This window comes from Bradyrhizobium sp. UFLA05-153, assembly GCF_054185185.1.
In genome coordinates, this window is the sequence record NZ_JBBIAM010000005.1 from 18,234 (window position 1) to 44,131 (window position 25,898).

The following is a 25,898-nucleotide window of genomic DNA, read 5'->3' on the forward strand; positions in this document are numbered from 1 at the left end:
CTACGCGCAAACGCGTTCCGCGTTTGTCGCGAGGGAAAACCGCTTCACACTTTTCCGGATCATGCTCTAGTTCAGCACCTCCACGGTCGCCGAGCGGCCGGCGACCAGTGCGATATTGTCCGGGATCTCGTCGAGCGCGATCCGTACGGGAACGCGCTGGGCCAGTCGGACCCAGCTGAAGGTCGGGTTGACGTTGGCGAGCAAGTTCGCGCCCGCGGCGCGGTCGCGATCCTCGATCCCGGCCGCGATGCTTTCGACGTGGCCGGTGAGCTTCGCGGGCTCGCCCATCAGGCGGACCTGCACCTTGTCGCCGATGCGGATGCGCGCAAGCTTGGTCTCCTCGAAATAGCCTTCGACATGCAGCGTGTCGGTGTCGACGAGCGCCATCACGCCCTTTCCGGCCGTCACATACGCGCCCGGCCGCAAGTCCATGTTGGTGATGATGCCGTTTACCGAGGCCCGCACGTCGCTGCGATCGAGATTGAGCTGGGCCACCGCCCGGTCGGCGACCACCTGATCGTAGGCCGCCTTGGCCTGCAACTGCGTGGCAAGCACCTGCTCCTGCTTCTGCTGCGAAACAGCGTCGGTAGTGAGCGCGCTGTAACGCTTCAAGTCGGCATTGGCCTGGTCGAGCGTGGCGCGGTGGCCGGCAAGCGCGGCGTCGGCCTGTTGCAGCGCCAGCGCAAAGCGCTCCCGATCGATGCGAAACAAGACGTCGCCGCGATGGACCTTCTGGTTGTCCTTGACCAGAACCTCCGTCACGAAACCTGACACGTCGGGCGCCACCTGGACCACGTCGGCGCGGACGCGCCCGTCGCGCGTCCACGGCGCCTCCATGTAGTAAGCCCAAAGCCCTCGGCCGACGGCGATCGCCGCAACGACGACAAGCAGCGTCAAGGCAACCCGGCCGAGCCAGGCGAAATTCCCCTTCATGGCAGAAACTCCGAAAGATACACGATGCCGCCGAGAATGCAGACGAACAGCGCGAAATTGAACAGCGCGCGATGCCAGACCAGCCGGTAGAGGCCGAAGCGCTGCATCAGCCGGCGCAAGACGGCACTGATCGCAAAGGCCACGATCAGCCACAGCAGCAGCGCCGGCACGAGCACGCCGTAAATGTCGATCTCATACCTCATGCCGCAAAGCTCTCCCCTCGCTGCGGGCGATAGGCGGGTGCTTGCGGATACAGCCCGCGCCGGATGCCGACGAGCCCGAGCAGGGCGTCCTCCCGCGCCTGCGGGTTGGGATCCTCGACGGCCGCGGCGAGCGCGGTGTCGATGCGCGCGAGCAGCTCTGGTGGCATGCCGGCGCCGGTATAGTGACGGAATGCGGCAGCGAGCTGATCCAGCATGTCGTCGAGAACGAAGAGCGTGGATGCAGCGAGGCCGTAGCGAGCCCGACGAAGGTGTATGATGTTGAGCCCGATGCGGAGCTGCGCCAGGCTCTCGGTGTCGCGACGGTCGGCCTCCGAGACGAAGGCGATACGCTGCACGAGCAATCCCATCCGGTGCAGCATCAGACCTGCGAATTCCGCGCGATCATGCTTGCCGCGGCGCTCGGCGGCGACCGCCAGCGTCTTCCAGCTCGATAGCACCAGGCGCTTGGCGACCCACTCTGCTCCCACCCCGCGCGCGATCCGGGTCACGAGCTCGGCGATGCCGACACCGACGAAGAAGGCAAGCGCGGAATTGGCATAGGCGGCAAAATCCGCGCTATAGGTCGATTGCAGCGCGAGCAGCGTCGCCGTATTGGCGGCGAGCGCCATGCCGGTGCCGGTCGTCGCGGGCCGCGCGATCAGGAGGCCATAGAGCAGGAAGGTCGGCGCCAGCGCGACGATCAGGACCTCGATATGGGAGATCGCGGGCACCAGCGCGAACAGGTAGATCGCGACCACGACGATCGCGACCAGCGACCACAAGCCAAAGCTGCGGATGAAGCGCGCGGGATCGTCCTGGGCGGCGAAGAAGCAACAGGCCACTGCCGCCATCATCGGCGCCGATGCGCCATCCGGCCAGCCGGTCCCGATCCAGAAGGCGCAGCAGATCAGGATGGCGATGACCGCACCGGCCGCCGACCACAGCGCGAGGCCGCGGTCGCGATGACGCACGGCTGCAGCACCAGCCTCGGGATGGAAGACGAGATCGACCGTGGAAATCCTCCGGCCGGCGGCGATCGCCTCGCTGAGCGCGCGGCAGTCACAGGAGAGATCGACGAGCTCACGCAATCGCGACAGGAGGCTGGTCGTGATGATCCGCTCCCAGGAGGCGTTGCCGTCGAGCGCCGCCTGCCGCGCCTCGATCGCGGCGCGGATCGGCTCGGGCGGCAGCCGCGCGTTCTCCGAAACCCATGTACCGAGATCCCCAAGCAGGCGCTTGAGCTCGGGCTGCGCCTGGAGACCCCGTTCGCCGAGCGCGGCCAGCCGATCCTCGATCGAGGCGATCGCCGGCAAGAGCATCAGCATCCGTACGCGGATTTCACGAAGGCCGGTCACGGCCTCGGCGTCCGCCAGGCGGTCATAACCGAGATGGACCGCAAGCGTGTCGATCTCGACGATGTCGGTGGCAAGGCGCAGCCGGAGCGCGCGGCGGGCTTCGTCGGTGCCGCGACCGAGCAATGTGTCGTGGCTGAGGCGGCGCGCGTCCCTGAGCCAATTGTCGACACGCGCCGCGACGGCCGGCGCGACGCTGCGGGGAAACACGACGGTCGAGACCAGGCTCGCACAGATGATGCCGAGCGAAATCTCCTCCACGCGCGCAAGCGCGGTGTCAAAGATGTTTCCGGGGTCGGAGACAGAGGGGAAGCCGATCAACGCAACCGTATAGCCCGCCAGCATGAAGAGATAGCTGCGGGGCGTGCCGTCGAGCAGTGAGACGTAAAGACAAAGACCGACCCAAACCGCGATGGCGAGGCAGAGCAGTTCCGGCGCGTCGACGAGATTGGGCACCATGGCCACCGTCGCCGTGGCTCCAACGAGCGTCCCAATGACGCGAAAGAATGCCTTGGAGCTGGTGGCGCCGGCGAGCGGCTGCGAGGTGATGTAGACGGTCGCCATTGCCCAATAGGGCCGCGGCAGATCCATCCATAGGGCGATAACGAGCGCCAGCATCGACGCGGCAAACGTCTTCAAGGCGAAGATGAGGTCCGCGTGGCGGACCAGGAACGGCTCATCAGCGCGCATGACTATTTCGCCTCTGAACCAGTCTTCGCGTCATGCAGGCGGCTGGCGCGCTGCTCGATGCGCTGGAGCGTCGCGAAGGTTATCGCAAGTTCCTCCGCTCCGATATCCTTGAGCAGGCTCGCCCGCACCCGGCGCAATACGCGGTTGATCTCCTCCACCTTGGCGTCGCCTGTTGCTGTGAGGTGTAGCGTTTTGGCACGCCGGTCGGTCGGGTCCTCGCGGCGCTCGACGAGACCATCGGCCGCGAGCAGATCGATCAGCCGCACCAGCGAGGGTCCTTCGATCCCCAATTCCTCGGCGAGCACGCCCTGCCGCACCGAAGTTCCCTGCCGCGACAGCACCAGAAGTGGAATCGCGGTCGCATACGACAGGCCGTGATCCGACAGCGCCTGGTCCGACTCGCGACGCCAGATGCGGCCAAGGCGCGCAATCAGCCGGCCAATCTCGGCGTGGATATGCGACTGCGAGGGAGCCATGCAAATTAGATAGGATGCAAACTATTAGGTGACAACTATATAGGCCGGGATATTGCACCTGATCACGGGAAAGCGAACGAGACCGACGCACCATGAGCGCGGGTTCCACGACAGAGGCCGGCCACGCGCTGCAGGGCGACAGCAGCCTGTCGCTCGTGCCAACCTTTGTCGTGGTGGCCGTGGATGCCACGGGATTGGGGATCATCCTGCCCCTGCTCCCGTTCTACTCGCAGCGGCTCGGTGCAACACCGTTCGTGCTGGGCATGCTGATCTCGGCCTACGCCGTCTGCCAGCTCGTAGCCGGACCAGTGGTGGGCATGCTCTCGGACCGCTATGGCCGCCGCAAGGTCCTGCTCGTCAGCCAGATCGGTACGTTCGTCGGCTTTGCTCTGCTCGCGCTTGCAACCAACCTGACCCTGGTCTTTCTCGCCCGGATCATCGACGGTCTGACCTCGGGCAATATCTCGGTGGCGCATGCCTATGCGGCCGAGCACAGCGCGCCGTCGACGCGCAAGCAGGCGCTCGGGATGACCAGTGGAGCGATCGGAACGGGGCTGCTGCTGGGGCCGGCGCTCTCCGGCTTTCTCGTCCATTACGGTGACACCGCGCCGGTACGGGCCGCCGCGGCACTATCGTTCATCAGCATTTTGGCAACCGTCGCCCTGCTGCCGCCCGACCATCCCGCCTCCGAGCCGCTCTATCATCACCGTGTTCCCCAAGCGAAGGTGACGCGTGCGATCGTCGGCATGCGTCATGCGTGGCGGGTGCTCGGTCTCCTGATCGTGTTTTTCTTCGTCAACTCGATGTTCCTGTCGCAAATCGGCCTGTTCCTGTCGGCGCGGTTCTCGTGGGACGGACATCCCTTCGGCGCGCGCGAGCTCGGCTGGGTGTTCGCCTATGCCGGCTTCATCAACATGGTCGTTCAAGGTCTGCTGATTACGCGCGCGAACCGCTTTGCATCCGACCGTGGCATCGTGCTGCTGGCGTTCGCGTGCATGGCGCTCGGATTTTCCGGCCTCGCGATCGGAAACAGCAACAGCCTGCTCGCCTTATTCCTGACGCTGATCATCGTCGGCACGATGTTCGCCCGCAGCACGCTGACGGCGGAGCTGTCGCGCAGCACCGCGATCAATCGACAAGGCATGATCATGGGCCTCAATCAATCGCTGATGTCGGGCGCCAACATCACCGCACCGCTCCTGAGCGGCGTGCTGATCGGTCATCGGCTCTTCGTCGTCTGGGCGCTTGTGATGGCAGCCATCGCAGCCAGCGGCGCGACGCTGGCTGGTCAATTGCTGCCGTTCCCGCGAGCGCGCTAGCCCCAGACCTGCGCACCACCACCTAGTGCATCGGCTCTCTTGCCGCGACACTGCGTTGTCGCGGCTCGCCATACGATGTCGCGCCCTGCGCAATTGTCACTGCGTCATCACCCACAATCTCGCCCGATTGACGGAACATTCGTTCGCCGCCGGCAGATAGTGCCCGGTCTTGCCTCTGAATACTCATCGCTCGAGCTGCTCTACATCCGCAACGCCGACCATTTGCCGGTGCGAGATGTCTGGCGCATCGATCGGAGGAGACAAGGCGAATCCGGGCGCACGCCGGCGTTCGAAGCTACTGAGTTGTGACAAGGAAATGAGAGATATGCGTCAAGCAACATCGAAGGCCGCGGCGGGTTCGAGCGCGAACTGGCGGCGGATACTGCCGGGCATCACGGGCCTCGCCTTGCTCGCCGGCGTCACGGCGGCCCACGCGGAGGGCACAGGCATCGCCGTCTGCGACGAGTTTCTGACCAAATACGACGCCTGCATCACTTCCAAGATTCCTGCGGAGCAGCGCGCAACGTACAAGTCGCAGATCGACCAGATGCGCAAGACGTGGACCGATCTCGCCAAGAATCCGTCGACGAAGGCGACCATGGAGTCGGCTTGCAAGCAGACCATCGATGCGACGAAGGCCTCCCTCACGGCTTATGGCTGCTCGTTCTGATCAGTGCTTGCTGATCAGTGCTTGCCGCGGACAAAGGAGTGGCGCCAAACCGGCGCCACTCGCTTGTGGCAGGCACGCAAGCGAGCACAGATGGGACGCTGCTTATCGTGCTTTATATCGCGCCTGACGAATCGAGGGCGCGCTCCTTTGCGTCCATCCAGATCCCCGCCGGCGAGTGCTCGCGGATGTGATTGACCAGGAAGTCGGAAAACACTCTGATCTTGGCAGGCAATCTGACGCGGTTCTGGTAGGCGATGTTCATGGTGAGCAAGGGCAGCTCCCAATCCATCAACAACGGTACGAGCTGGCCGCAGGAAATGTCGCCCTGCACGATATAGAGCGGCTGGATGAGGATGCCGAGGCCTGCGAGCGCAGCGCCGCGGATCACCTGGCCGTCATTGCTGTCGAGCGTCGGCGCGATGCGGATGGTCTGGGCCGCATTGTCCTTGCTGAGCCGCAGCGAATAGGGATCGTTGGCGAGGTTGTAGATCAGCATGTCGTGGCGGGCGAGATCTGCCGGATTCTCAGGCCGTCCCTGCCTGGCGAGATAGGACGGTGCTGCCGCCAGCACGCGCCGCATCTGGCCGATGCGACGGACGACGATATTGGAGTCCGGCTCGTGCTCCCTGGTGCGGATCGCGACGTCGATGCCCGCCTCGATGAAATCGGGATAGCGGTTGGCGGTGATGATCTGCACGTTGAGCTTTGGATAGAGCGCGCGGAACGCCGGCAGCATCGGCGCGAGATAGATCATCGCAAACGACAGCGAGCTCGTGACACGCAGCATGCCTTTCGGCGACAGCGCACGGTCCGAGACGGCGTCTTCGGCCTCGGCGAGCTCGTTCAACAGCGTGCTGCAACGCTGCAACAGCTCTTGTCCTGCTTCCGTCAACCATTGCCGGCGCGTGTTGCGCTCGATCAGGCGGACCGCGAGCCTCTCCTCCAGCGCGCTGAGATGACGGCTCGCGGCCGCATTCGACATCCGCAACGTTTCGGCGGCCTTGGACAGGCTGCCGAGTTCGGCCGTTTTGGCGAAGACCTCGAGCTGGAGAAGGCAGTCCATTTTTGCATAAATCGGAAAAGAGACTTGCGATTTTTGGCCTTTATTTCCGATTTCTGCAAGGCAAAATGCGCATCAACAAGCAATATGAGTGGCGAGGAACTCAGGAAATGTCGGGCCCGATCAGGCACATCGTGATGTGGCGGCTGCGCGGGGAGACGCCTGCGGAGCGCTCCGCGGCCCGGCTCAAGGTCAAAACCCTTTTCGAGGGCCTCAAAGGCCTGATCGACGGCCTCACCCACATCGAGGTCGGTCTCGACGTCAGCGATGTCGACTACGCCTGCGATGTCGTCCTGTTCTCCGAATTCTCGAGCAGCGCCGCGCTGCAGGCCTATGCAAACCATCCGGAGCACCTGCGCGTGCGCGAGGCGCTCGGCGACTTGCGGATCGGCCGCTTCCAGGTCGATTATCCCATCAAAGAGACCGGCACATGATCGGTTCGTTCACCTTTGAAAACCTCCCCTGCCGCGTCGTGTTCGGCAGCGGAACACTTGCGGCGGCCAAGGCCGAGGTCGAGCGGCTCGGCGGCAAGCGCGCGATGGTGCTGACGACGCCGCAGCAGGAAGCGCAAGGCAAGAACCTCGGCGCTGCACTCGGTCCGCTCTATGCCGGCCTCTTTGCCGGCGCCACCATGCACACACCGGTCGAGGTCACCGCGAAGGCGCTCACGGCGATGAAGGCCTGCGAGGCGGACTGCGTCGTGTCACTCGGCGGCGGCTCGACCACGGGCCTCGGCAAGGCGCTGGCGTTACGCACCGGCGTCAATCAGCTCTGCATTCCAACCACCTATGCCGGTTCGGAGATGACGCCGATCGTCGGCCAGACCGAGAATGGCCTCAAGACCACGGTGCGCGATGCGGCCGTGCTGCCGGAGACCGTGATCTACGATGTCGACTTGACCTTGACGCTGCCGGTCGGCCTTGCAGCGACCTCCGGCATCAATGCGATCGCGCATGCGGTGGAAGCGCTTTACGCGCGCGACGCCAATCCCGTGACCTCGCTAATGGCGGAGGAAGGCATCCGCTTTCTCGCACGTGCCCTCCCCGCCATTGCCGCGAAGAGCGATGACCGCGAGGCCCGCACCGAGGCGCTCTATGGCGCCTGGCTCTGCGGCGTCTGCCTCGGCACCGTCGGCATGGCGCTACATCACAAGCTTTGCCACACGCTCGGCGGCACCTTCGATCTGCCGCATGCCGAGACGCACACCATCGTGCTGCCGCATGCGCTGGCCTACAACGCGCCCGCGGTACCCGATGCGATGATGCGGATCTCACGCGCGATCGGCGCGGCCGACGCATCGCAGGGACTCTACGACCTTGCCAAGCGGCTGCATGCAAAGCTGGCCCTGCGCGACATCGGCATGCCCGAGGGCGGCGTTGACAAGGCGGCGGATCTCGCGGTCACCAATGCCTACTGGAATCCGCGCCCCCTCGAGCGCAACGCCATCCGCGACCTGATCGCGCGCGCCTGGGCGGGCGAGCCGCCGACCGCAACCAAAGCGGCGGCTTGAAGCGATGCGGCGCACGCTGATCAAATCGGCAACCATCATCAGCATGGATGATACGCTTGGCGATCTCCGTGCCGGCGACGTGCTGGTCGAGGGCGGCCGGATCATTGACGTGCGCCCCGGCATCGAGCTTGGCAGCGGAACGGCCGAGACTGATGTCATCGACGGCACCGGACGCATCGTCATCCCGGGTCTGATCAACGCCCATATGCACACCTGGCAGACGGGCTTGCGAGGGTTTGCCGCGAACTGGACGCTGCTCGAGTATTTCCGACGCATGCATGCGGGGCTGGCAACCGTGTTCCGGCCCGACGACATCTACATCGCAACGCTCGTCGGCGCACTGAACCAGATCAATTGCGGCACCACGACGCTGGTCGACTGGTGCCACAACAATCCGACGCCTGACCACACCGACGCCGCCGTGCGCGGCCTGATCGAGAGCGGTATCCGCGCCGCGTTCTTCCACGGCTCGCCGAAACCCGAGCCAAAACCCGGCGAGCCGCATTTCTCGGAGATCCCGCATCCGCGCCGCGAGGTCGAGCGGTTGCTGACGGGCCCCCTCGCCGATCGTAACGGACTCGTCACGCTTGGACTTGCCATCCTCGGCCCGCACTATTCGACCCTCGACGTCGCCATGCACGATTTCCGCCTGGCGCGGGAGGATGGCCTGATCGTCTCGATGCACCAGGGCGGCGGTCCGGCCAGGACGCCCGGCGGCTGGGAGAAGCTGATCGAAGCCGGCCTCGTCGGGGCCAATGTCAACATCGTTCACGGCAACGACCTTTCCGACGACCTCCTGCAACGCCTCGTCGATCTCGGCGCGTCGTTCTCGGTGACGCCGGAAAACGAGATGATCCAGGGTCACGGTTTTCCGATCACCGGCCGGCTCCTGAAGCGCGGCGTCCGGCCGACGATTGGCATTGATCTCGAATCCGTGCTGGCCGGCGATCTCTTCTCCGCCGCCCGTGTCGCGCTATCGATGCAGCGGGCGCTCGACAATGCCGAGTCGCGCAAGGCCAGCGGCACCATTCCGGCGACGACGACAATTCCGGCGCGAGAGGCGCTGCGCTGGGTCACGCTGGAGGGCGCCCGCATGCTCGGCCGCGACAGCCAGATCGGCTCGCTCACACCGGGCAAGCTGGCCGACCTCGTGGTCATCAATGCCTCCGATCTCAATCTCTTTCCGGTTCACGATCCCGTCGCCACCGTCGTGATGCAGACCAGTCTTGCCAACATCGAGGCGGTGATGATCGGCGGCGTCTGGAAGAAGCGGAACGGCAGACTGCTGGTTGACGGGCTGGAGCGGAAGAAGGAGATGCTCGCGCAATCCGGGCGGCGGCTGGTGCAGGACATCGAACGACAAGGACGCGCCGCCTAAAGGTGCCAACGGACAACAAGAATGACAGACGCTTCGAAAAACATTGCTTTCATCGGCATCGGCAAGATGGGCCTGCCGATGTCGGCGCTCGTCGCCAAGGCGGGCTATGCCGTGACCGTCTTCGATCCAAGTGCGGCTCGTATCGCTGCCGCGCGTGAACTGGGCATCCCTGTTGCGGCGTCGCCGGCCGACGCGGTCAGCGGCCAGGCTGCGGTGATCACCTCCCTGCCCGACGATGCCGCGCTACGCGCTGTGATGCTCGGCCCAACCGGCCTCATCGGCGCGATGGCGCCGGGAGCCGTGCTGATCGAGACCAGCACGGTCAGCGCAGAGGCCTCCGCTGAGGTCGACGCCGCCGCACGGGCGCGCGGCGTCGCCTATCTGCGTGCGCCGGTCTCCGGCAACGCCAGCATCGTCCACACGGGCGCGCTGACCTGCTTCGTTTCGGGCCCAAAGGACGTCTTCGAAGCCGCAAAGCCGCTGTTCGCAACCTTCACCCGCGCGCAAACCTATCTCGGGCCCGGCGAGGAAGCACGCTACGCAAAACTCGCGGTTAACCTGATGATCGCGGTGTCGGCCGCCATGATGGCCGAGAGCCTCGCGCTCGCGCGCAAGGGCGGAATCGCCTGGCACGACATTCTGAAGGTGCTCGACGACAGCGCGGTCGCCTCGCCCATGGTGAAGTACAAGACTGCGCCGCTCAGGACGCGGGACTTCGAGTCCACCTTCTCGTGCAAGCAGATGGCCAAGGATCTCGATCTCATCCTGGGCGCCGGCCACGCCGTCGGCGTACCGCTCCAGCTCGCTGCACAGGTGCGCGAGACCTATGGCTCGCTGGTTGCTCAGGGCGATGGCGAGACCGACTTCATCGCGACCGTCAAGCATCTGGAACGGCTGTCCGGGCTTGGCGAACCAAAGCTCTGATCAACGGAGGCAACGTTGCGTAACTTCAACGAGAACACGATCACCGATGCCGTGCTGGAGCGGATCAAGGGCGCCACCGATCCGCGGATCAAGCAGGTCAGCGAGGCGCTGGTGCGCCATCTTCACGCCTTCGTCCGCGAGGTGCGGCCGACCCAGAAGGAATGGGAGTATGGCATCGACTTCCTGACCCGCACCGGCCACATGTGCGACGACAAGCGCCAGGAGTTCATCCTGCTATCGGACACGCTCGGCGTCTCCATGCTGGTCGACGCCATCAACCATCCGGTGCCGGAGGGCGCGACCGAGACGACGGTGCTCGGCCCCTTCTTCGTGCAGGCTGCCCCGGGGAAGACCAGCGGCGAGGACATCTCCGGTGCCATGGAAGGCGATCCGATGCTGGTCACAGGGACCGTCTCGACCGTCGACGGCCGGCCGCTCGCCGGCGCCTTGGTCGATGTTTGGCATTCCGACGACGACGGCTATTACGACGTGCAGCAGCTCGACAAGATCGGCGATCTCGCCATGCGGGCGCGCTTCCACACCGACCAGAACGGCCGCTTTCATTTCTGGTCGATCAAGCCCGCCGCCTACCCGATCCCGCATGACGGGCCGGTCGGCGAAATGCTGGAGGCGCAGGGCCGGCATCCCTGGCGTCCGGCGCATGTGCATTTCATGATCTCCGCGCCAGGCTTCGAACAGCTCGTGACGCACGTGTTCGTCGCCGGCGATAAGTACCTCGACTCCGACGTGGTGTTCGGCGTCAAGGACAGCCTGATCCGCGCGTTCGTTCGTCACCCGGCCGGCCGTGCGCCGGATGGTCGCATGGTGGACGGCGACTATTTTCATCTCAACTATGATTTCGGCCTGAAGCAGCTTGCGAGCAGCGTGAGAGCTGCTTAAGCCGGATCACGGCTGAAAGGACCGACAAGAGTCCGGCAAGCCGATTCTTTTGGAGAGGACGGACAATGGAGGAGGCCGACACACCGCTGCTCGAGCTGCGCGGCATCAGCAAGGAATTTCCGGGCGTCAAGGCGCTGGATGAGGTGTCCTTTGCCGTGTTTCCCGGCGAGGTCCATATGCTGCTGGGCGAGAACGGCGCCGGCAAGTCGAGCCTGATGAAGGTGCTGTGCGGTGCCTACCGGGCCGACGCCGGCGAGTTCTACTACAAGGGCGAGAAGGTCACGATTTCATCGACCACCGAGGCGCAGAAGCTCGGCATCGCCGTCATCTTCCAGGAATTCTCGCTCGTTCCCCACCTCGATATCGCGCAAAACATCTTCCTCGGCCGCGAGCCGAAGGGCCGCATCCCCGGCACGATCGACCGCCGAAGGATCCTGGCCGATGCCAAGCGCGTGCTCGACACCATCGGCTTCGATATCGATCCCTCCATCACGGTCGACAAGCTAGGCGTCGCCCAGCAGCAGATGGTCGAGATTGCGAAAGCGATCAGCCAGAATGCGCGCATCCTGGTCATGGACGAGCCGACTGCGGCGCTTTCGGACCGCGAGACCGAGCTCCTGGTCGCGCTGATCGCGCGGCTGAAGGCCGATGGGGTTGCCATCGTCTATATCTCGCACCGCATGGCCGAGGTGTTCGCGCTTGGCGATCGTATCACGGTGCTGCGTGACGGCCGCCGTATCGACGGCGTCCGGCCCGCCGACGTGACGCCGGACCAGCTCGTCCGCATGATGGTTGGCCGCACCGTCGACATGACCTATCCGCGCAACTTCGCCGACAAGCCCGGCGAGGTGCTGCTCAGCGTGAAGGGCCTGACCTCGCCGACCGGCATTTCCGACATCGACATCGAGGTTCGCCAGGGCGAGATCGTTGGCCTCTGCGGGCTCGTCGGCTCGGGCCGGAGCGAGGTCGCGCGCGCCATCTTCGGCGCGAATCCCGTAACAGGCGGCGAGATCATCTTCGACGGCAAGACGATCTCCGGCGAGCCGGACGTCGCCGCCCGCCGCGGTATCGCGCTGATCCCGGAGAGCCGCAAGAGCGAGGGGCTCGCTCTGCTCCGCTCGGTCGGCGACAATCTCGTGGTCTCGGCGCTGCGAAAGCTGTTTCCGACCGGCCTGTTCGATCCGCGTCGTGCGCAGCGCACCTCCGACAGCCTGATCCGGCAGCTCAGGATCGCGACTCCGAGCGCGCGGCAGACTGTCGGGCTGCTCTCCGGCGGCAACCAGCAGAAGGTTGTGATCGGCAAGTGGCTGGCTGCCGGCGCAAAGCTCTTCATCTTCGACGAGCCGACGCGCGGCATCGACATCGGCGCAAAGTCCGAGATCTTTGCGCTGATCGACCGGTTGGTGGCGGAAGGCGCCGCGGCACTGATGATCTCATCCGAGCAGGTCGAGATCTGCCATGTCTGCGACCGCGCCTACGTGATGCGCGAGGGCCGTATCGCCGGACATCTGGCCCGCAATGAGCTGACGGAGGAGAACATCGTGCGACTGGGGATGCACCATGCGTGAGGCCACGGTCGTTTCGCAACCAAATCCGCTCCAGCGCATCCCCGGCGTCGCCATCGTGCTGGCGCTCCTGATCGCGTTGTTCGGGACGATCGCGCCCGGCTTCCTGTCGGTTGCGAACCTCTCCAACGTGCTGGTGCAGTCGACGATCCTGACTATGCTGGCGCTGCCGATGACGCTGATCATCATGACCGAGGGCTTGGACCTGTCGATGGGCGCGGTGCTGACGCTGACCTCACTCTGCGTTGCCATCGTGTCGCTCGCGACCAAGTCGATGCTGCTTGGGCTGGCCGTCGGCGTCCTGGTCGGCGCCGCCTTCGGCACCGTCAATGGCTGGCTGGTCGCGATCCTCGGAATCCCGCCCTTCGTTGCAACGCTGGGCACGCTCGGCATGGCGCAGGGCCTGTCGCTGATCGTCTCCGACGGCCAGAGCGTGGTCGGCATCCCCCACAGTGTGCGTGACATCTACTCGTCCACGCTCGTTGGCGTGCCGGTCCCGATCGTGATGGCATTCGTGACTTACGCGTTCTTTCATGCCCTGCTCTATCACACCCGCTTCGGCACCTACATCTTCGCGCTCGGCGGCAATCGCGAGGCGCTGAGATATGCCGGCCTGTCACCCAACCGCCTCTTGATCGCGGTGTACGCGATCGGCGGCACCATGGCCGGCGTCGCAGGCCTCTTGATGACCGCGCGCATGAATTCCGGCCACCCGACTGCAGGCCTCGGTCTCGAATTCGATGCGATCGCGGCGGTTGCGGTTGGCGGCACGTCCTTCGAGCGTGGCAATGGCTGGCTGCTCGGCACCGTGCTCGGCGTGATCGCGGTGGGCGTCCTGCGCAACGGGCTCAATCTGATCTCGCTGCCATCCTCGGTGCAGGTCGCGAGCGTCGGCGTCCTCGTCATTGTCGCGCTGTTCCTGGACGGCATCAGGAGCCGCGCATGACCGACATCACCAAGGAAGCCATCTCCCCGCCCCGCTCCTTCCTGTCGCAGGATGCGATCCAGGTGTTCTACCGCCTGCTCGCGGCGCTGCTGATCTGCGCCGTGCTCGCAGTCCTCAGCGACTCCTTCCTGAGCCTCGGCAACGTCCTCAACGTGCTGCGGCAGGCGAGTCTGACCTTCTTCATTGCCTCGGGCCTGACGCTGGTGGTGCTGACCGCTGGCCTTGATCTCTCCGTCGGCGCCAATGTCGCGCTGTCGGCCTGCCTTGCCGGCACGGTGATCCATCAGACCGGCTCGCCGGTGTTGGGGATTCTCACCGCGCTGGTGGTCGGTGGCGTCGTTGGCCTCCTCAACGGCGTCATGGTGACGGCGTTGCGCATCCCCTCCTTCATCGCCACCTACGGCATGCTCTGGGTGCTGAACGGCCTCACCTATTGGTACATGGCCGGCGACACCATTCACGGCTTCCCCGCGGGCTTCCGGCAGATCGGCAGCGGCTATCTGTTCGGCCTGCCGATTCCGGTCTATTTGCTCCTGATCTTCCTCGCGATCGGGACGCTGTTTGCGCAGCGGTCGATCTGGGGCCAGGAGATCTATGCGATCGGTGCCAACCCGATTGCCGCGCGACTCTCCGGAATTCCGGTCGCGCGCCGGCTGCTGCTGGTCTATGCCGTCTCCGGCACCATGGCGGGGCTTGCGTCGATCATCTTCCTGTCGCGGCTGAATTCCGCGGAGGCCGATATCGGCGAAAGCCTGACGCTTCCGGCGATCGCGGCCGTGCTGATCGGCGGCACCTCGCTGTTCGGCGGCGTCGGCACGGTATTCGGCACCTTCGTCGGCGCGCTGATCCTGACGCTCGTGCTCAACGGCATGAACCTCTTGTCCGTCAGCGCCAACTGGCAACCGCTCGTCACCGGCGTGATCGTCATTCTCGCCGTCTGGCTCGACATGCAGACCCGCCGCCGCTCGCAATGAGTTCTTACGCAAAATCCAACAAACCAAAATGAGGGATGGAGATCATATGAAATCGAAATTGGGCCACCTTGCACTGCCGATTCTGATGGCCGCAGCGTTCACCACGCAGGCCCGTGCCGACGGCGAGACCATCGCGGTCTTCACCAAGAACCAGACCAACCCCTACTTTCAGACCGTGCGGGTCGGCGCCGACGTCGCGGCCAAGGCGCTGAACGCCAAAACGCTGCACTACATCCCGACCAAGCCGGACTCGATCCCCGAGCAGCTGAGCCAGATCGAGGACGTCGTGGTGAAGAAGCCGAGCGCGATCGTCTTCATTCCCGTCGACTACAAGGCGATGGTGCCCGGTGTCGAGAAGATCAACGACGCCAAGATCCCGGTGGTCAACATCACCGACCGCTCTGCCGGCGGCAAGTTCGTCTCCTTCGTCGGCGCCGACGATTACAGCCTCGGGCTCGAAACCGCGCGCTACCTGCTGAAGACGCTCGGCGGCAAGGGCAACATCGTCATCATCGAGGGCGTCAAGGGCTCGCTGACCAATGTCGACCGTATCAGGGGCTTCAACGATGCGCTGAAGGAAACTCCGGGCGCAAAGCTGCTTGCTTCGCAGCCCGCCAACTACCAGCGGCTCCAGGCGCTCCAGGTGATGGAAAACCTGATGCAGTCCAACTCGCAGATCGACGGCGTGCTCGCCGCCAACGATGCCATGGCGGTCGGCGCGATCGAGGCGCTGGATGGCGCCAATCGCAAGGCGCAGGTGATCGGCATCAACGGCACCAAGGAAGCCATCGATGCCATCAAGTCCGGCAAGCTGCTCGCAAGCGGCGACTATAGTGGTTTTGCGCAGGGATGCCTCGGCACCATGATGGCGATCCGCAACTTGCGCGAACAGCCCGTCGTTGCCGAGATCGTGCTGAAACCCACCGTCATCACCAAGGACAATTTCGGGCCGTTCGACGTGCCGCTGGAACAGCGGGCCTGCCCGACCTGGGAAGAGGCGCAAAAGCTCGGCACGAAGTAGGCTCGCTGCTTCGAAAATCGGGACGGTCGTCTAATACGGCCGTCCCAAGACATTGTCCGGAGACATCATGCTGTTTGCCATCCATGCCCTCGACCGCACCGGCGCGCTGCCGACCCGGCTCGCCAATTACGACGCGCACAAGGCGTTCCTGAGCGACACCTCGCGCTTCGGGGTCAAAATCGTGATGTCCGGCCCGCTCGTCTCCGACGATGGCGAGAAGATGATCGGCAGCCTGTTCCTGATCGAGGCCCCCGGACGGGCCGAGGTCGAGGCCTTCAACCGCGCCGATCCCTTTGCCGCGGCCGGCATCTGGGAGAAAGTCACGATCACCGGCTTCTTGCGCCGCCAGGGGTGAAGGTACAGGCATCACCATCCAGGGCTGGCCCAACTCGGACCCCTGGTGACGTGCCGTATCGTCATAGCGCGGCTCATCTCCAAATTGTGAAATGTCCTTTGCCGCGGTACAAATCACAGATGCGCATCGTCTCGATCATCTGTTGGTTGACCTTCTCAATTCCGCTCTGCTTCGCCCAGTCGCTGCAGCCTTCCACGCCGGTCACGGTCCTGATCGACCAGACACCCGTGCTCGCCTTACTCGATCATGACAATTCATCCGCGCTTTCGCTGATCACGCTTCTTGAGAAAATCCACGCGGCGGAAAAGCTCACGTCGCCGGCTCCGGCGCCGGGCCCCACGCGCGCCAGCGACTTGTTGCGCTTTGGCGAGACCTACGGACAATTTGCGGCCGTCATGTCCGCGGACATGACGCGGATCATTTCGGGCCTTGGGATCGACTGGGAAAAGGAAATTCTCAAGACCTACGATCCAAAATCGGCCAAGACGGAGGCCGGAAAGACCTTGCGGCTGAACGGCAACGTCGCTCGCGTCTTCAACGAAAAATGGCTCGGTTCGAGCGACGGGCTGTTCATCCTGGCGGGTGTGGTCAATCGCATCGATCGCCGCGACTTCGATCCCACCCACTGCGGCGAACTTCGCTTCATCTACCGGCTCGCATACGAAGTCCGGATGAACGGCAAGACCTACGCCTCGCGCATGCCGCTCACCGTGAACATGGTCTTCAGCTACCGTGACGACGGCAAGCGCTGCCAGGATGTGGCTGCGCTCTGGCGCATCGATGGCATCGACGGCGGCGACCCGCACTCAACTGCCCAGCGCCTCCTGCAGGGCCCGCTGGATTTGTCGAGGCTGACCTTCAAGCAGATGGAAATCAACGCCCAAGTGGTGCGCTTTCCCTCCGATCTCGAAAACATGGAGGGCCGCAAATTCGCCGGCCAGGCGATCTACTGGATGAGGATATTCGCCTTGAGGGGCGGAAAATTTCAGCCCATCAAGCTCGAGAACACACCCGACGTGCAGGCGATCCTGAAGGATCCCTCCAAGCAGAAGCAATTGCAGGACTACCTCGCGAGCCACGCGGAGGAGATCGACAACGGCGTGTTCAATCTGCCGGAGAGCCTCGAGGCCGATATCGCTCTGAGTTTTTCCACGGCCGGAAGCGCGCGTGTGGCCAACCGGCCGTTCGACCTGCTGGTCAGCAAGGACCAGGCCGGGCAGATCGTCACGGCGCTGGAAAAGACCGCGAAGTCGGTCAAGTTCGCGCGCTCCGGCGCAGGTCTGCTCGAACGGCTGAACACATCGTCCTGCATGGGCTGCCATCAATCCTCCTCGACGGCGGGATTTCACTTCCTGGGCGTGGACCGGGTCGATTTCGGCAGCGGCGGTGGGGCAATCAAGGACGCGCTCGACGGCAACAGTCTGCAGCTTCCGTTCTCGCCGCACGTCCATGCGGAGCTTGCCCGCCGGAAGAGCTACGTTGAAAGCCTTTCGCGAGGCCAGGCCCCTGACACGTTCCGCCCGCATCCGTCTGCGCCCGCAGCGGCCTGGCAGAACGCGAGCCCGGTTTATTCAGCCGCCGGCGACAACATGCCGTGCCCCCTGAACGGCGATCTCGCGGATGGCGCGAAGTGGAGCTGCAATGCCGCACGACATCTCGCCTGCCAGGCCGTGGTGACGAACGCGGCGGCCTCTTCCCATCTCGGCCAATGTCTGCCACCCCAGCAGAACATCTACGCAGGCCTCTCTTGCCGCTCGAACGCAATCGAGGACATGACGGCGAAGAACAATGCGAAGGATCTGTTGAGCTTCAGCCTGCGCTCTTTTGCCGATCGCGTGAGCACGGATGAATTAGTCTATCACGTGCCCGAGGGCAAATTGAGCGGCTATGACTACAATTGCCGACCGACAAAAATCGGCGTGCCGCTCGGCCGCATCACCCGTCCGTGCAAACCCGAAGAGTCGAAACTGGCGGCCGTTCAGCCTGGCAGCACGCCTGACGAGATCTGCGCTGTCGTCGGCGGCAAGGGCTTCGAACAGATGGCCAAGGGCTATTTCGACGGCGCCGCCTTTGCGGCCGGCGTCGGCCGCGGGCTCTTGAACGTATGTTCGCCGTCGCGATTTTGCCGGGAAGACTATATCTGCCAGGCGATCCCGGATTTCCTGACTGGCGCGAAGTTCGGCGTCAGCCCGCAGACCCTCAGCATCCTGAAGAGCCGCAAGCTTGGGTTCTGCACCCCCACCTATTTTGTCTATCAGCTTCGCCTCGACGGCCATCCCAATCCGAGATGACGCCACGCACGACGGCGCCGCCATCGGACTCGAGGGCTGTGCGCTACGCGTCGATGCCGCGTTGAACCAGGATGCGCTCGGCGCTGTCGTTCCAGACGTCCATCTTGGTGATCTTGCCCCCCCGCACCACGAAGCGATCGACGTAGCGGTTGCCTTCGAAGGGCGTGCCGTCGTGCCATTCGCCATAGAGCGTGCCGACACTGTAGACCACGGTCTCCCCCTCGCCCGGGCAGACGTCGAACCGGTCCATCTTCTTCTTGACCCAGCGATAGCGCTTGGCGTTGAAGCCGGCCGGCCCGCGCGGATGGTCGAACTCGCGTCCGCCGGTGAAGGTGATCACCGTGCCCGGCGCCATGTAGACCGCCGCGGCCTCCGGATCGGGGATCATCGAGGCCGTCAGATAGGCTTCGACGATCTCGGCGTCAGACATGGTTTTGCTTGGGGCAGTTGCGGCAACGGGCATGGCGCTTCTCCGAAAGATGCGGGATACTAACCCTGGGCGGCTGGATTGCATGCATATATTTTGAACATTCCCGCGCTCGATTGCCGGGAATCTGGAGGTGCCCCGCAGGGCACGCTCCTGTACGCTTACGCCGCAAAGTGCTGGTGCCATGACGAGCCGAACCGCCTTCGACCTGATCTTTCGCAACGCGCTGATGCGCGGCGTCACCGCTCCTGCGGATATCGGCATTTCCCAAGGTAACATCGCCGCAATCGAGCCGTGCCTTCAGGCCGAAGCCGTTGAGATCGACCTCGAAGGGCGGCTCGTGCTGCCCGGCTTCGTCGACACCCACATCCACCTCGACAAGGCCTGCCTGCTCGGTCGCTGCGGGCACGACCACGGCAGTCTCAGCGACGCCATCCGCGCCGTCTCGCCGATGAAGCGCAATTTCACGGTCGAGGACGTCTATGCCCGCGGCGCCAGGGTACTGGAGCGCGCAATCGTGCACGGCACAACGCGGATGCGCACCCATGTCGAGATCGACCCACGGGTCGGCCTGCGCAGCTTCGAGGCGATCAAGGCGCTGAAGCGCGACTACGCCTGGGCGCTCGATCTGTCGCTCTGCGTCTTTCCGCAGGAGGGGCTGACCAACGATCCCGGAGCCGAGGAGCTATTGATCCAGGCGCTGCGCGACGGCGGCGAGGTGATCGGCGGCTGTCCCTATACCGACACCGATCCGAACGCGCATCTTAAGCGCATCTTCGACCTCGCGCAGGAGTTCGACGTCGATGTCGATCTCCATCTCGACTTCGACCTCGATACGTCCTGGTCGCATCTCGACGAAGTCTGCCGGCAAACCGAACAGCGCGGCTACCAGGGGCGTGTCGCGATCGGCCATGTGACGAAGCTCTCCGCGTTACCGCCGGATCGACTGAAACCGGTGGTCGAGCGTCTCGCAAGAACCGGTGTCGCCGTCACGGTGCTGCCCGCGACCGATCTCTATCTGATGGGCCGCGACACCACCCACAACGTGCCCCGCGGAATCACGGTCGCGCACAAGCTCGTCGCAAACGGCGTGCTGTGCTCCGTTGCGACCAACAACGTGCTCAATCCCTTCACGCCGTTCGGCGATGCCTCGCTGCTGCGGATGGCGAATTTCTACGCCAACGTCGCGCATGCATCAGTCGGCGAGTTCGACACCTGCCTCGACCTCGTCACCGATTTGCCGGCGCGGCTGATGAACCTGAAAAATTACGGCTTCAAAATCAGCAACCCGGCCGATCTCGTCGTGCTCGATACGCGCGACAGCCGCTTTGCGATCGCCGAACTGCCTGATGTCATGATGGGCTTCAAGAACGGCCGGCCGGTCTTTGAACGGCAACAAGCCGTCCTGTTTCCGCCCTCAGATTCGTGCAAACCGCGCGCCGTCATCCCTCACGCCTGATCTTTGCCAGGATGCGGTCGGCCTCGGTGCGCCAGTCGGCGCTGCGGGCGAACTCTTTGGTGCCTTTTGCGCCGAACAGACCCTGGTCGGCAAGATCGGCAACCCAGGCCTGCCGCTCGCCGGTACCTTGTGCCGACCATGGCGTAAGCCCCGCCTCTCGCACGGTCTCGGCAACCTCGCGCACTTCCTCGGCGCGGCGGCGGCCATGCTCGATCACGCGCTGGAAGAAATAGGCGCCCTGCTTCTCCCAGTTGATGCCGGGAAAGGTTTCCGCGAGCGAGGCCAGCACCGCATCCTCGACGCCATAGGCGCGCGCCGTGGTGAAGCTCTCGATGACCATAGCCTCCAGGCCTTTGATCATGATGCTGCGGCACATCTTCACCGCCGAGGAGACACCGAGCTTGTCGCTCGCGACCTTGGCGGCAAAGCCGATCGCGTTGAGAAGGGGCTCGAGCTCGCGTGCGCCGGGACCACCGAGCAGCAGCGGCACCTTGATGCGATAAGGCGGCACCGAGGTCATCACCGCGCCCTCGACATAGCGTCCGCCGGCGTCGTCGATCAGCTTCGCGGCGCGCTGCTTGGCGCCCGGCGAGGCCGAGTTGAAGTCGAGAAACCATGTGCCCTGGTTGATCGCAGCCGCGCAAGCCTTTGCCACCGAGACGGCCTGGCTCGCGGTCACGGCGGAGACGATGAAGTCGGATCTTGCGGTCAGATCAGCGTGCGAGGCAGCTAACGTAACACCGTGCCTCGTGGCGTGATTGCGCAAGGCCGCGCCCTGCTCGTTCCCGAGCTTGAGGTCAAAGGCCGCAACCTTGATATCCTGCTGGCGCAAGTCCTCCGCGAGGATCTTGCCGACCTCGCCATAGCCGACAAGTCCAATCTGCCATCGCCTGGAATCGCCGGACATCAGTTCATCCTTCGCGTGGTGTCGTCAAAGAGCTCCTCGACCGCATAGCGGCGCGGGATCAGGGCCTGCTGATAGGCGTAGTCGATGATCAGCTCCAGCGGCTTGCGGTTGGCCTCGATCCCGAATGGCAGGAGATCGGGTAATGCGGGCGCGCCTGCCTTAGCCTTGCCAGCCTTCAGGAGATCGTAGACGCCGGCGACGATGTCAGGGCGCGATTTTGCCAGAGCCTCGGTCACGACAACGAGATGGTTGACCGGGACCGCGCCACGCCGGGCGTACCAGGTCGCGGCCTCCGCGGCCGGATCGGGGAACAGCGGCTTGAGGCGCGGATCATTCGAGGTCTCGCCGAGCATGGCGTCGAGTTCGCCGTCAAGCAGCATTTGCAGGATCTTCCTGTCCTTCGGCGCGCGCTCGGTGGTGTCGACATATTCGGCCACGTGCGGGTCCTCGAAGGTAACCCAACCTATCTTGTCGAGGTTGACGCCGTAGTCGTTGGCCAAAATGCCCCTGATCCAGGCCCCCGTCGTGGTCGTGAACGACCGGATGCCGACGCGCTTACCTTCGAGATTGGACGGGCGGAGCGCGCCTCGCTCGGAGTTGTACAGCGCGTAACCGTGCTGGAAGCGGCCGAGCATGGTTGCCGGCAGAAGCACCAGCGGCTTGCCGTGGGCTTTCGCCATCAGATAGGTGACGATCGCCATCTCGCAGACGTCGAAGGCCTGCTCGCGCACCATCGGCTTGAACGCCGTGTTGGTCGGCGTGTACTCGATGAAGTCGAGATCGAAGCGCTCGGAGCGGAGCTCTCCGCTCTTCAATGCCAGCACATGCGGATGACTGCCGAGCACGGTCCGCAGCTTGAGACGATCCATCAATCCGCTCCGCTTTTCGCCTGCTCAGACGTCCTCGGGATTGTCGACATAAACGAGCCCGGCTTTCGCCAGAGCCTCGCGCATGTTGTACATGTCGAGACCAAGCTCGCCCGAGGCGAGACGATTGCGCTTGCCGCCTTCATCCGCATTGCGCTTCCGGGCTTTCTCCGCAACCTCGACCGCAAGCCGCTTCGGCACCACCACGACGCCGTCGTCATCGGCGACCACGATATCGCCGGGCTCGACATTGACGCCGGCGCAGACCACGGGAACGTTGACCGAGCCGAGCGTCGCCTTCACCGTTCCCTTGGCCGAGACGGCACGCGACCAGACCGGGAATTTCATCTCGTGCAGCGCCTTCACATCGCGGCAGCCGGCATCGATGACGAGCCCCTGCACGCCGCGCGCATGAAGCGACGTTGCAAGCAGCTCGCCGAACATGCCGTCGGTATTGTCGGTGGTGCAGCCAACCACGAGGATGTCGCCCGGCCTGCATTGCTCGACCGCGACATGGATCATCCAGTTGTCGCCGGGCTGCGCCAGCACGGTGACCGCGGGACCGGCGATCTGCGCGCCGGGCCAGATCGGACGCATATAGGGCTTCATGAGGCCGACGCGCCCCATCGCCTCGTGCACGGTGGAGACGCCATAGACCGACATGCCGCCGTGATCGGCGCGCTCGATGTTGCGGACGACGACGGGCTTCATGCCAGGACCTCCTCGACTGTCGGGAACAGGCGCTGATAGGCCTCGCCATAGGTCATGGGCACGCCGGTGTTGCGGCTGCCCTGGATGCCACGGTTGAGGGCGACGCGCTCATAGTAGCCCCAGAGGTGCTTTTGCGCGGCGAGGATCTGGAACGCCTCGTACTTCTCCTTCCAGACCTCGTCGATCTTCAGGATCAGGTTCGGCTTGAAATTGCACATCTCGGGCTGATGCGGCTCGAACAGGAACACCGGCGGCGCCGCATATTTGTACTGCGCGCCCGGCTTGTGGCCCATGGCCTGCGCGACCACGCGGGTCTCCTGCGCGAAATGCGCCGCATTCGGGTGATCGAAATTATAGGGATCCTCCAGCGCATGGGTCAGCACGAAGCTCGGATTGAGCTCGCGGTAGATGTCGACCATGCGGTCGAAATGCGCTTCGTTGAGCTTGAGCGGATAGTCGCCGCAATCGAAGAACTCGATCTCGGCGCCCAGGAGTTTGGCGGCGCGCTCGGCCTCGTCCTTGCGGCCCGCCTTGACCGACTCCAGCGTTGCGCCCTTTTCCTTCCAGGCGAACTGGCTCTCGCCGCGCTCGCCGAAGGACATGCAGACGATCTTCATCCGGTAGCCCTTCTTGGCGTGCAGCGCGATCGCGCCACCCGCGCGCCAGACGAAATCGCCGGGATGGGCGGTAATCACAAGACCTGTCTTCATGGGACAAACTCCCCTTTCATCTTTTCAAAGCTTGACCCGCTGCTAGCGAAGCGCAAGCAGCCAATTCATCACACCACTGCGGCCGGCAGCGCCTCGCCATCGAGCACGCGTTTCAGCCGGTCCGCATCGAGCGCACCTTCCCATCTGGCAATCGCGATGGTCGCCACCGCGTTCCCGATGAGATTGGTCGGCGTCAGTCCCTGCGACATCAGACGGTGGATTCCGAGCACCAGCGCGACACTGGCGACCGGAATGGTTCCGGTGGCCGACAGCGTTGCCGCCAGCACGACGAAGGCGGCGCCCGCAATTCCTGCCGCGCCCTTGGAGGTCACGAGCAGGATCAGCAGCAGCTCGATCTGCTCGGTGAGGCCGAGCGGCGTGTTGGTCGCCTGCGCCAGGAACACCGAGGCGGCCGCGAGGTAAAGGCAGGTGCCGTCGAGGTTGAAGGAGTAGCCGGTCGGGATCACGAGCCCGACCACGCTGCGCTCGCAGCCGGCATTCTCGAGCTTTGACAGCATCCGCGGCAGCACGGTCTCCGACGACGTCGTGGCGATGCAGATCAGGAGTTCTTCCCAGATATAGCGGATCAGCTTGAGCAGGCTGAAGCCGCAGAGCCGCGCGACCGGGCCGAGCGCAATCACGATAAATACAAGGCAGGTAAGATAGAAGCCGCCGAGCAGCTTGCCGAGCGAGGCCAGCGAGCCGACACCGAACTTGCCGACCGTGAACGCGATGGCACCGAATGCGCCGATTGGCGCCACCCACATCACGAAGCCGACGATGGCAAAGACCATCTTCGCCGCGACGTCGATCAGGTTGACGAGTGGTGCTCCGCGCTCGCCGAGCTGCACCAGGGCAAAACCACAGAGCACCGAGATGAACAGCACCTGGAGGATGTTACCTTCGGCAAATGCGCCGACGAAGGTGGCGGGGAGGATGTTCATCAGGAACGGCACAAAGCCGATCGCCCCGGTCTGCTTGACGTAGGGCTCGATGGCGCTGGTGTTGATGCTGGCAGCGTCGATATTCATGCCGACGCCGGGCTTCAAGAGATTGATCGCGACAAGGCCGATCACCAGCGCGATCGTCGTCATGATCTCGAAATAGATGATCGCCTTGGTGGCGACGCGGCCGACCCGGGCCATGTCGGCCATATGCGCGATGCCGTGCACCACCGTGCAGAAGATGATCGGCGCGATCAGCATCCGGATCGCCTTGATGAAGGCATCGCCCAGCGGCTGCATTTTTGCGCCAAGTTCGGGATTGACGATGCCGAGCACGGTGCCGGCTGCCATGGCAAGGAGAACCTGGACCCAGAGCTCCTTCCACCAGGCGCGGCTGCGCGGCTTGTCTATCGAGAGCGCCGTCATTCCCCGAACTCGAACAGGCGCGCGGGATTGCTGACCAGGATCTTCTGCTGGAACTCCGCCTCCGGCGCGAACAGCGGAATGAGGTCTACGAGATCACCATCGTTTGGCATCAGCTTGACGTTGGGATGCGGCCAATCCGTACCCCAGATGACGCGGTCGACCGCGGTCTCGACGATCTTGCGTGCGAACGGCACGGCATCGGTGAAGGGCGGGCCCGAGGAGGAAACGCGCTCGGAGCCGCAAATCTTCACCCAGCATTTCTCGTCACGCTGCATCAGCTCGATCAGGATCTTGAACGGAAGCTGGTCGAGCCCTTCCGACGCTTTCACCCGTCCCATGTGGTCGATCGTGTAACGCACCGGAAGCTTTGCCAGCATGTCGGCATATTCCGACAAATCGATCGCGTCAAAATGCAGATCGATGTGCCAGCCGAGCGGCGCGACCATGGCAATCACCCGGTCGAACACGCCCTTGTCCGGGACGCCGCCGAGATGACGGACGAAATTGAAGCGGCAACCGCGGAAGCCGCCCTCGTGCAGCTCGCGCAGGCCCCGCTCGGTGATGGTATCATCGATATTGGCGACGGCCCGATAGGCACCATCGCTCTGCGCGATCGCATCGAGCGCAACCGTGTTGTCGGTGCCGTGCACGCTGGCATTGACGATCACGGCGCGCTGGACGCCGAGCTTGGCGTGCAACGCCTTGAAATCCTCCAGCGGCGCGTCGGGCGGCGTGTAGGAACGGTCCGGCGCGTACGGGTATTTTGAGCCCGGACCGAAGATGTGGCAGTGCGCATCGCATGCGAGCGGCGGCAGCCTGAACTTCGGCTTGCGCGTGTTCGGATCGGGCGGCGGAATGGTCGGCTTGTACATCTGGTCTCT

At 64.2% G+C, this 25,898-nt stretch carries 25 protein-coding genes and 1 pseudogene; 14 read left to right on the forward strand and 12 right to left on the reverse strand.

Features of this window, described 5'->3' with window-relative positions; all coding sequences use genetic code 11:
- Positions 1-66: 66 nt before the first annotated feature.
- From Q2941_RS04885 to Q2941_RS04900, 4 genes are read right to left on the reverse strand one after another with little or no spacing between them, the layout of a single operon-like run.
- The gene (locus tag Q2941_RS04885; RefSeq protein WP_027523725.1) at positions 67-933 is read right to left on the reverse strand and encodes an efflux RND transporter periplasmic adaptor subunit; all 867 of its coding nucleotides are present in this window, start codon (positions 931-933) and stop codon (positions 67-69) included.
- On the reverse strand, positions 930-1,136 hold the full coding sequence (locus Q2941_RS04890; protein ID WP_027523724.1) for a DUF1656 domain-containing protein: 207 nt from the start codon (positions 1,134-1,136) through the stop codon (positions 930-932). Before Q2941_RS04890 ends, Q2941_RS04885 begins: the two co-directional genes overlap by 4 nt.
- Positions 1,133-3,178 (reverse strand): FUSC family protein, encoded by a 2,046-nt coding sequence (locus Q2941_RS04895; RefSeq protein WP_458191798.1) that lies wholly within the window; start codon positions 3,176-3,178, stop codon positions 1,133-1,135. The genes Q2941_RS04890 and Q2941_RS04895 overlap by 4 nt, the downstream gene beginning before the upstream one ends.
- 2 nt (positions 3,179-3,180) lie before the next feature.
- A complete protein-coding gene (locus Q2941_RS04900; RefSeq protein ID WP_027523722.1) occupies positions 3,181-3,654 on the reverse strand; it encodes a MarR family winged helix-turn-helix transcriptional regulator in 474 nt (157 codons plus the stop codon).
- 92 nt (positions 3,655-3,746) lie between these two features.
- Between Q2941_RS04900 and Q2941_RS04905 the strand changes: the two genes are divergently transcribed.
- Together Q2941_RS04905 and Q2941_RS04910 are read left to right on the forward strand one after the other, a co-directional pair.
- Complete coding sequence (locus Q2941_RS04905; protein WP_458191799.1) at positions 3,747-4,973, forward strand: MFS transporter; 1,227 nt, start codon at positions 3,747-3,749, stop codon at positions 4,971-4,973.
- 325 nt (positions 4,974-5,298) lie between these two features.
- Positions 5,299-5,643 (forward strand): hypothetical protein, encoded by a 345-nt coding sequence (locus tag Q2941_RS04910; RefSeq protein WP_458191800.1) that lies wholly within the window; start codon positions 5,299-5,301, stop codon positions 5,641-5,643.
- Positions 5,644-5,755: 112 nt separating this feature from the next.
- Here Q2941_RS04910 and Q2941_RS04915 read toward each other — a convergent pair whose 3' ends face one another.
- Positions 5,756-6,706, reverse strand: a complete 951-nt coding sequence (locus tag Q2941_RS04915) for a LysR family transcriptional regulator (RefSeq protein WP_458191801.1) — start codon at positions 6,704-6,706, stop codon at positions 5,756-5,758.
- Positions 6,707-6,813: 107 nt separating this feature from the next.
- Between Q2941_RS04915 and Q2941_RS04920 the strand changes: the two genes are divergently transcribed.
- From Q2941_RS04920 to Q2941_RS04970, 11 genes are all read left to right on the forward strand, one after another.
- Entirely contained in the window at positions 6,814-7,137 is a 324-nt protein-coding gene (locus Q2941_RS04920) for a Dabb family protein (protein ID WP_027523718.1), read from the forward strand.
- On the forward strand, positions 7,134-8,213 hold the full coding sequence (locus tag Q2941_RS04925; protein WP_458191802.1) for a maleylacetate reductase: 1,080 nt from the start codon (positions 7,134-7,136) through the stop codon (positions 8,211-8,213). Before Q2941_RS04920 ends, Q2941_RS04925 begins: the two co-directional genes overlap by 4 nt.
- A gap of 4 nt (positions 8,214-8,217) precedes the next feature.
- Entirely contained in the window at positions 8,218-9,591 is a 1,374-nt protein-coding gene (locus Q2941_RS04930; RefSeq protein WP_458191803.1) for an amidohydrolase family protein, read from the forward strand.
- Positions 9,592-9,612: 21 nt separating this feature from the next.
- Positions 9,613-10,515, forward strand: a complete 903-nt coding sequence (locus tag Q2941_RS04935; protein WP_458191804.1) for an NAD(P)-dependent oxidoreductase — start codon at positions 9,613-9,615, stop codon at positions 10,513-10,515.
- A gap of 15 nt (positions 10,516-10,530) precedes the next feature.
- Positions 10,531-11,415, forward strand: a complete 885-nt coding sequence (locus tag Q2941_RS04940) for an intradiol ring-cleavage dioxygenase (protein ID WP_458191805.1) — start codon at positions 10,531-10,533, stop codon at positions 11,413-11,415.
- A gap of 65 nt (positions 11,416-11,480) precedes the next feature.
- Positions 11,481-12,983, forward strand: coding sequence for a sugar ABC transporter ATP-binding protein (locus tag Q2941_RS04945; protein ID WP_458191806.1), 1,503 nt, complete (start codon positions 11,481-11,483; stop codon positions 12,981-12,983).
- Positions 12,976-13,926 carry an ABC transporter permease gene (locus tag Q2941_RS04950; protein WP_027523712.1) on the forward strand — a complete coding sequence of 317 codons (951 nt, stop codon included), beginning with the start codon at positions 12,976-12,978 and terminating at the stop codon, positions 13,924-13,926. Before Q2941_RS04945 ends, Q2941_RS04950 begins: the two co-directional genes overlap by 8 nt.
- A complete protein-coding gene (locus Q2941_RS04955; RefSeq protein ID WP_027523711.1) occupies positions 13,923-14,900 on the forward strand; it encodes an ABC transporter permease in 978 nt (325 codons plus the stop codon). Before Q2941_RS04950 ends, Q2941_RS04955 begins: the two co-directional genes overlap by 4 nt.
- 46 nt (positions 14,901-14,946) lie before the next feature.
- The gene (locus Q2941_RS04960; protein ID WP_027523710.1) at positions 14,947-15,921 is read left to right on the forward strand and encodes a sugar ABC transporter substrate-binding protein; all 975 of its coding nucleotides are present in this window, start codon (positions 14,947-14,949) and stop codon (positions 15,919-15,921) included.
- 67 nt (positions 15,922-15,988) lie between these two features.
- On the forward strand, positions 15,989-16,276 hold the full coding sequence (locus tag Q2941_RS04965) for a YciI family protein (RefSeq protein ID WP_027523709.1): 288 nt from the start codon (positions 15,989-15,991) through the stop codon (positions 16,274-16,276).
- A gap of 119 nt (positions 16,277-16,395) precedes the next feature.
- A complete protein-coding gene (locus tag Q2941_RS04970) occupies positions 16,396-18,567 on the forward strand; it encodes a hypothetical protein (RefSeq protein ID WP_458191807.1) in 2,172 nt (723 codons plus the stop codon).
- 43 nt (positions 18,568-18,610) lie between these two features.
- Here Q2941_RS04970 and Q2941_RS04975 read toward each other — a convergent pair whose 3' ends face one another.
- The gene (locus Q2941_RS04975) at positions 18,611-19,030 is read right to left on the reverse strand and encodes a nuclear transport factor 2 family protein (protein ID WP_458191808.1); all 420 of its coding nucleotides are present in this window, start codon (positions 19,028-19,030) and stop codon (positions 18,611-18,613) included.
- Positions 19,031-19,178: 148 nt separating this feature from the next.
- Between Q2941_RS04975 and Q2941_RS04980 the strand changes: the two genes are divergently transcribed.
- Positions 19,179-20,453: an amidohydrolase family protein gene (locus Q2941_RS04980; RefSeq protein ID WP_458191809.1), complete on the forward strand. Its 1,275-nt coding sequence runs from the start codon at positions 19,179-19,181 to the stop codon at positions 20,451-20,453.
- Here the strand turns inward: Q2941_RS04980 and Q2941_RS04985 are convergent.
- The 6 genes and pseudogenes from Q2941_RS04985 to Q2941_RS05010 form a co-directional block, all read right to left on the reverse strand.
- A complete protein-coding gene (locus Q2941_RS04985) occupies positions 20,437-21,360 on the reverse strand; it encodes a DUF1932 domain-containing protein (protein WP_458191810.1) in 924 nt (307 codons plus the stop codon). The genes Q2941_RS04980 and Q2941_RS04985 overlap by 17 nt on opposite strands.
- A complete protein-coding gene (locus tag Q2941_RS04990; RefSeq protein ID WP_458191811.1) occupies positions 21,360-22,229 on the reverse strand; it encodes a substrate-binding domain-containing protein in 870 nt (289 codons plus the stop codon). Before Q2941_RS04990 ends, Q2941_RS04985 begins: the two co-directional genes overlap by 1 nt.
- 24 nt (positions 22,230-22,253) lie before the next feature.
- Positions 22,254-22,937, reverse strand: coding sequence for a 4-carboxy-4-hydroxy-2-oxoadipate aldolase/oxaloacetate decarboxylase (locus Q2941_RS04995; RefSeq protein ID WP_027523704.1), 684 nt, complete (start codon positions 22,935-22,937; stop codon positions 22,254-22,256).
- Entirely contained in the window at positions 22,934-23,647 is a 714-nt protein-coding gene (locus tag Q2941_RS05000) for a PIG-L deacetylase family protein (RefSeq protein ID WP_027523703.1), read from the reverse strand. The genes Q2941_RS04995 and Q2941_RS05000 overlap by 4 nt, the downstream gene beginning before the upstream one ends.
- 149 nt (positions 23,648-23,796) lie before the next feature.
- Positions 23,797-25,017: pseudogene (dctA, locus tag Q2941_RS05005) on the reverse strand (C4-dicarboxylate transporter DctA); the annotation flags it as partial.
- Positions 25,014-25,889, reverse strand: coding sequence for an amidohydrolase family protein (locus Q2941_RS05010; protein WP_027523701.1), 876 nt, complete (start codon positions 25,887-25,889; stop codon positions 25,014-25,016). The pseudogene dctA and the gene Q2941_RS05010, both read right to left, overlap by 4 nt.
- Positions 25,890-25,898 lie beyond the last annotated feature (9 nt).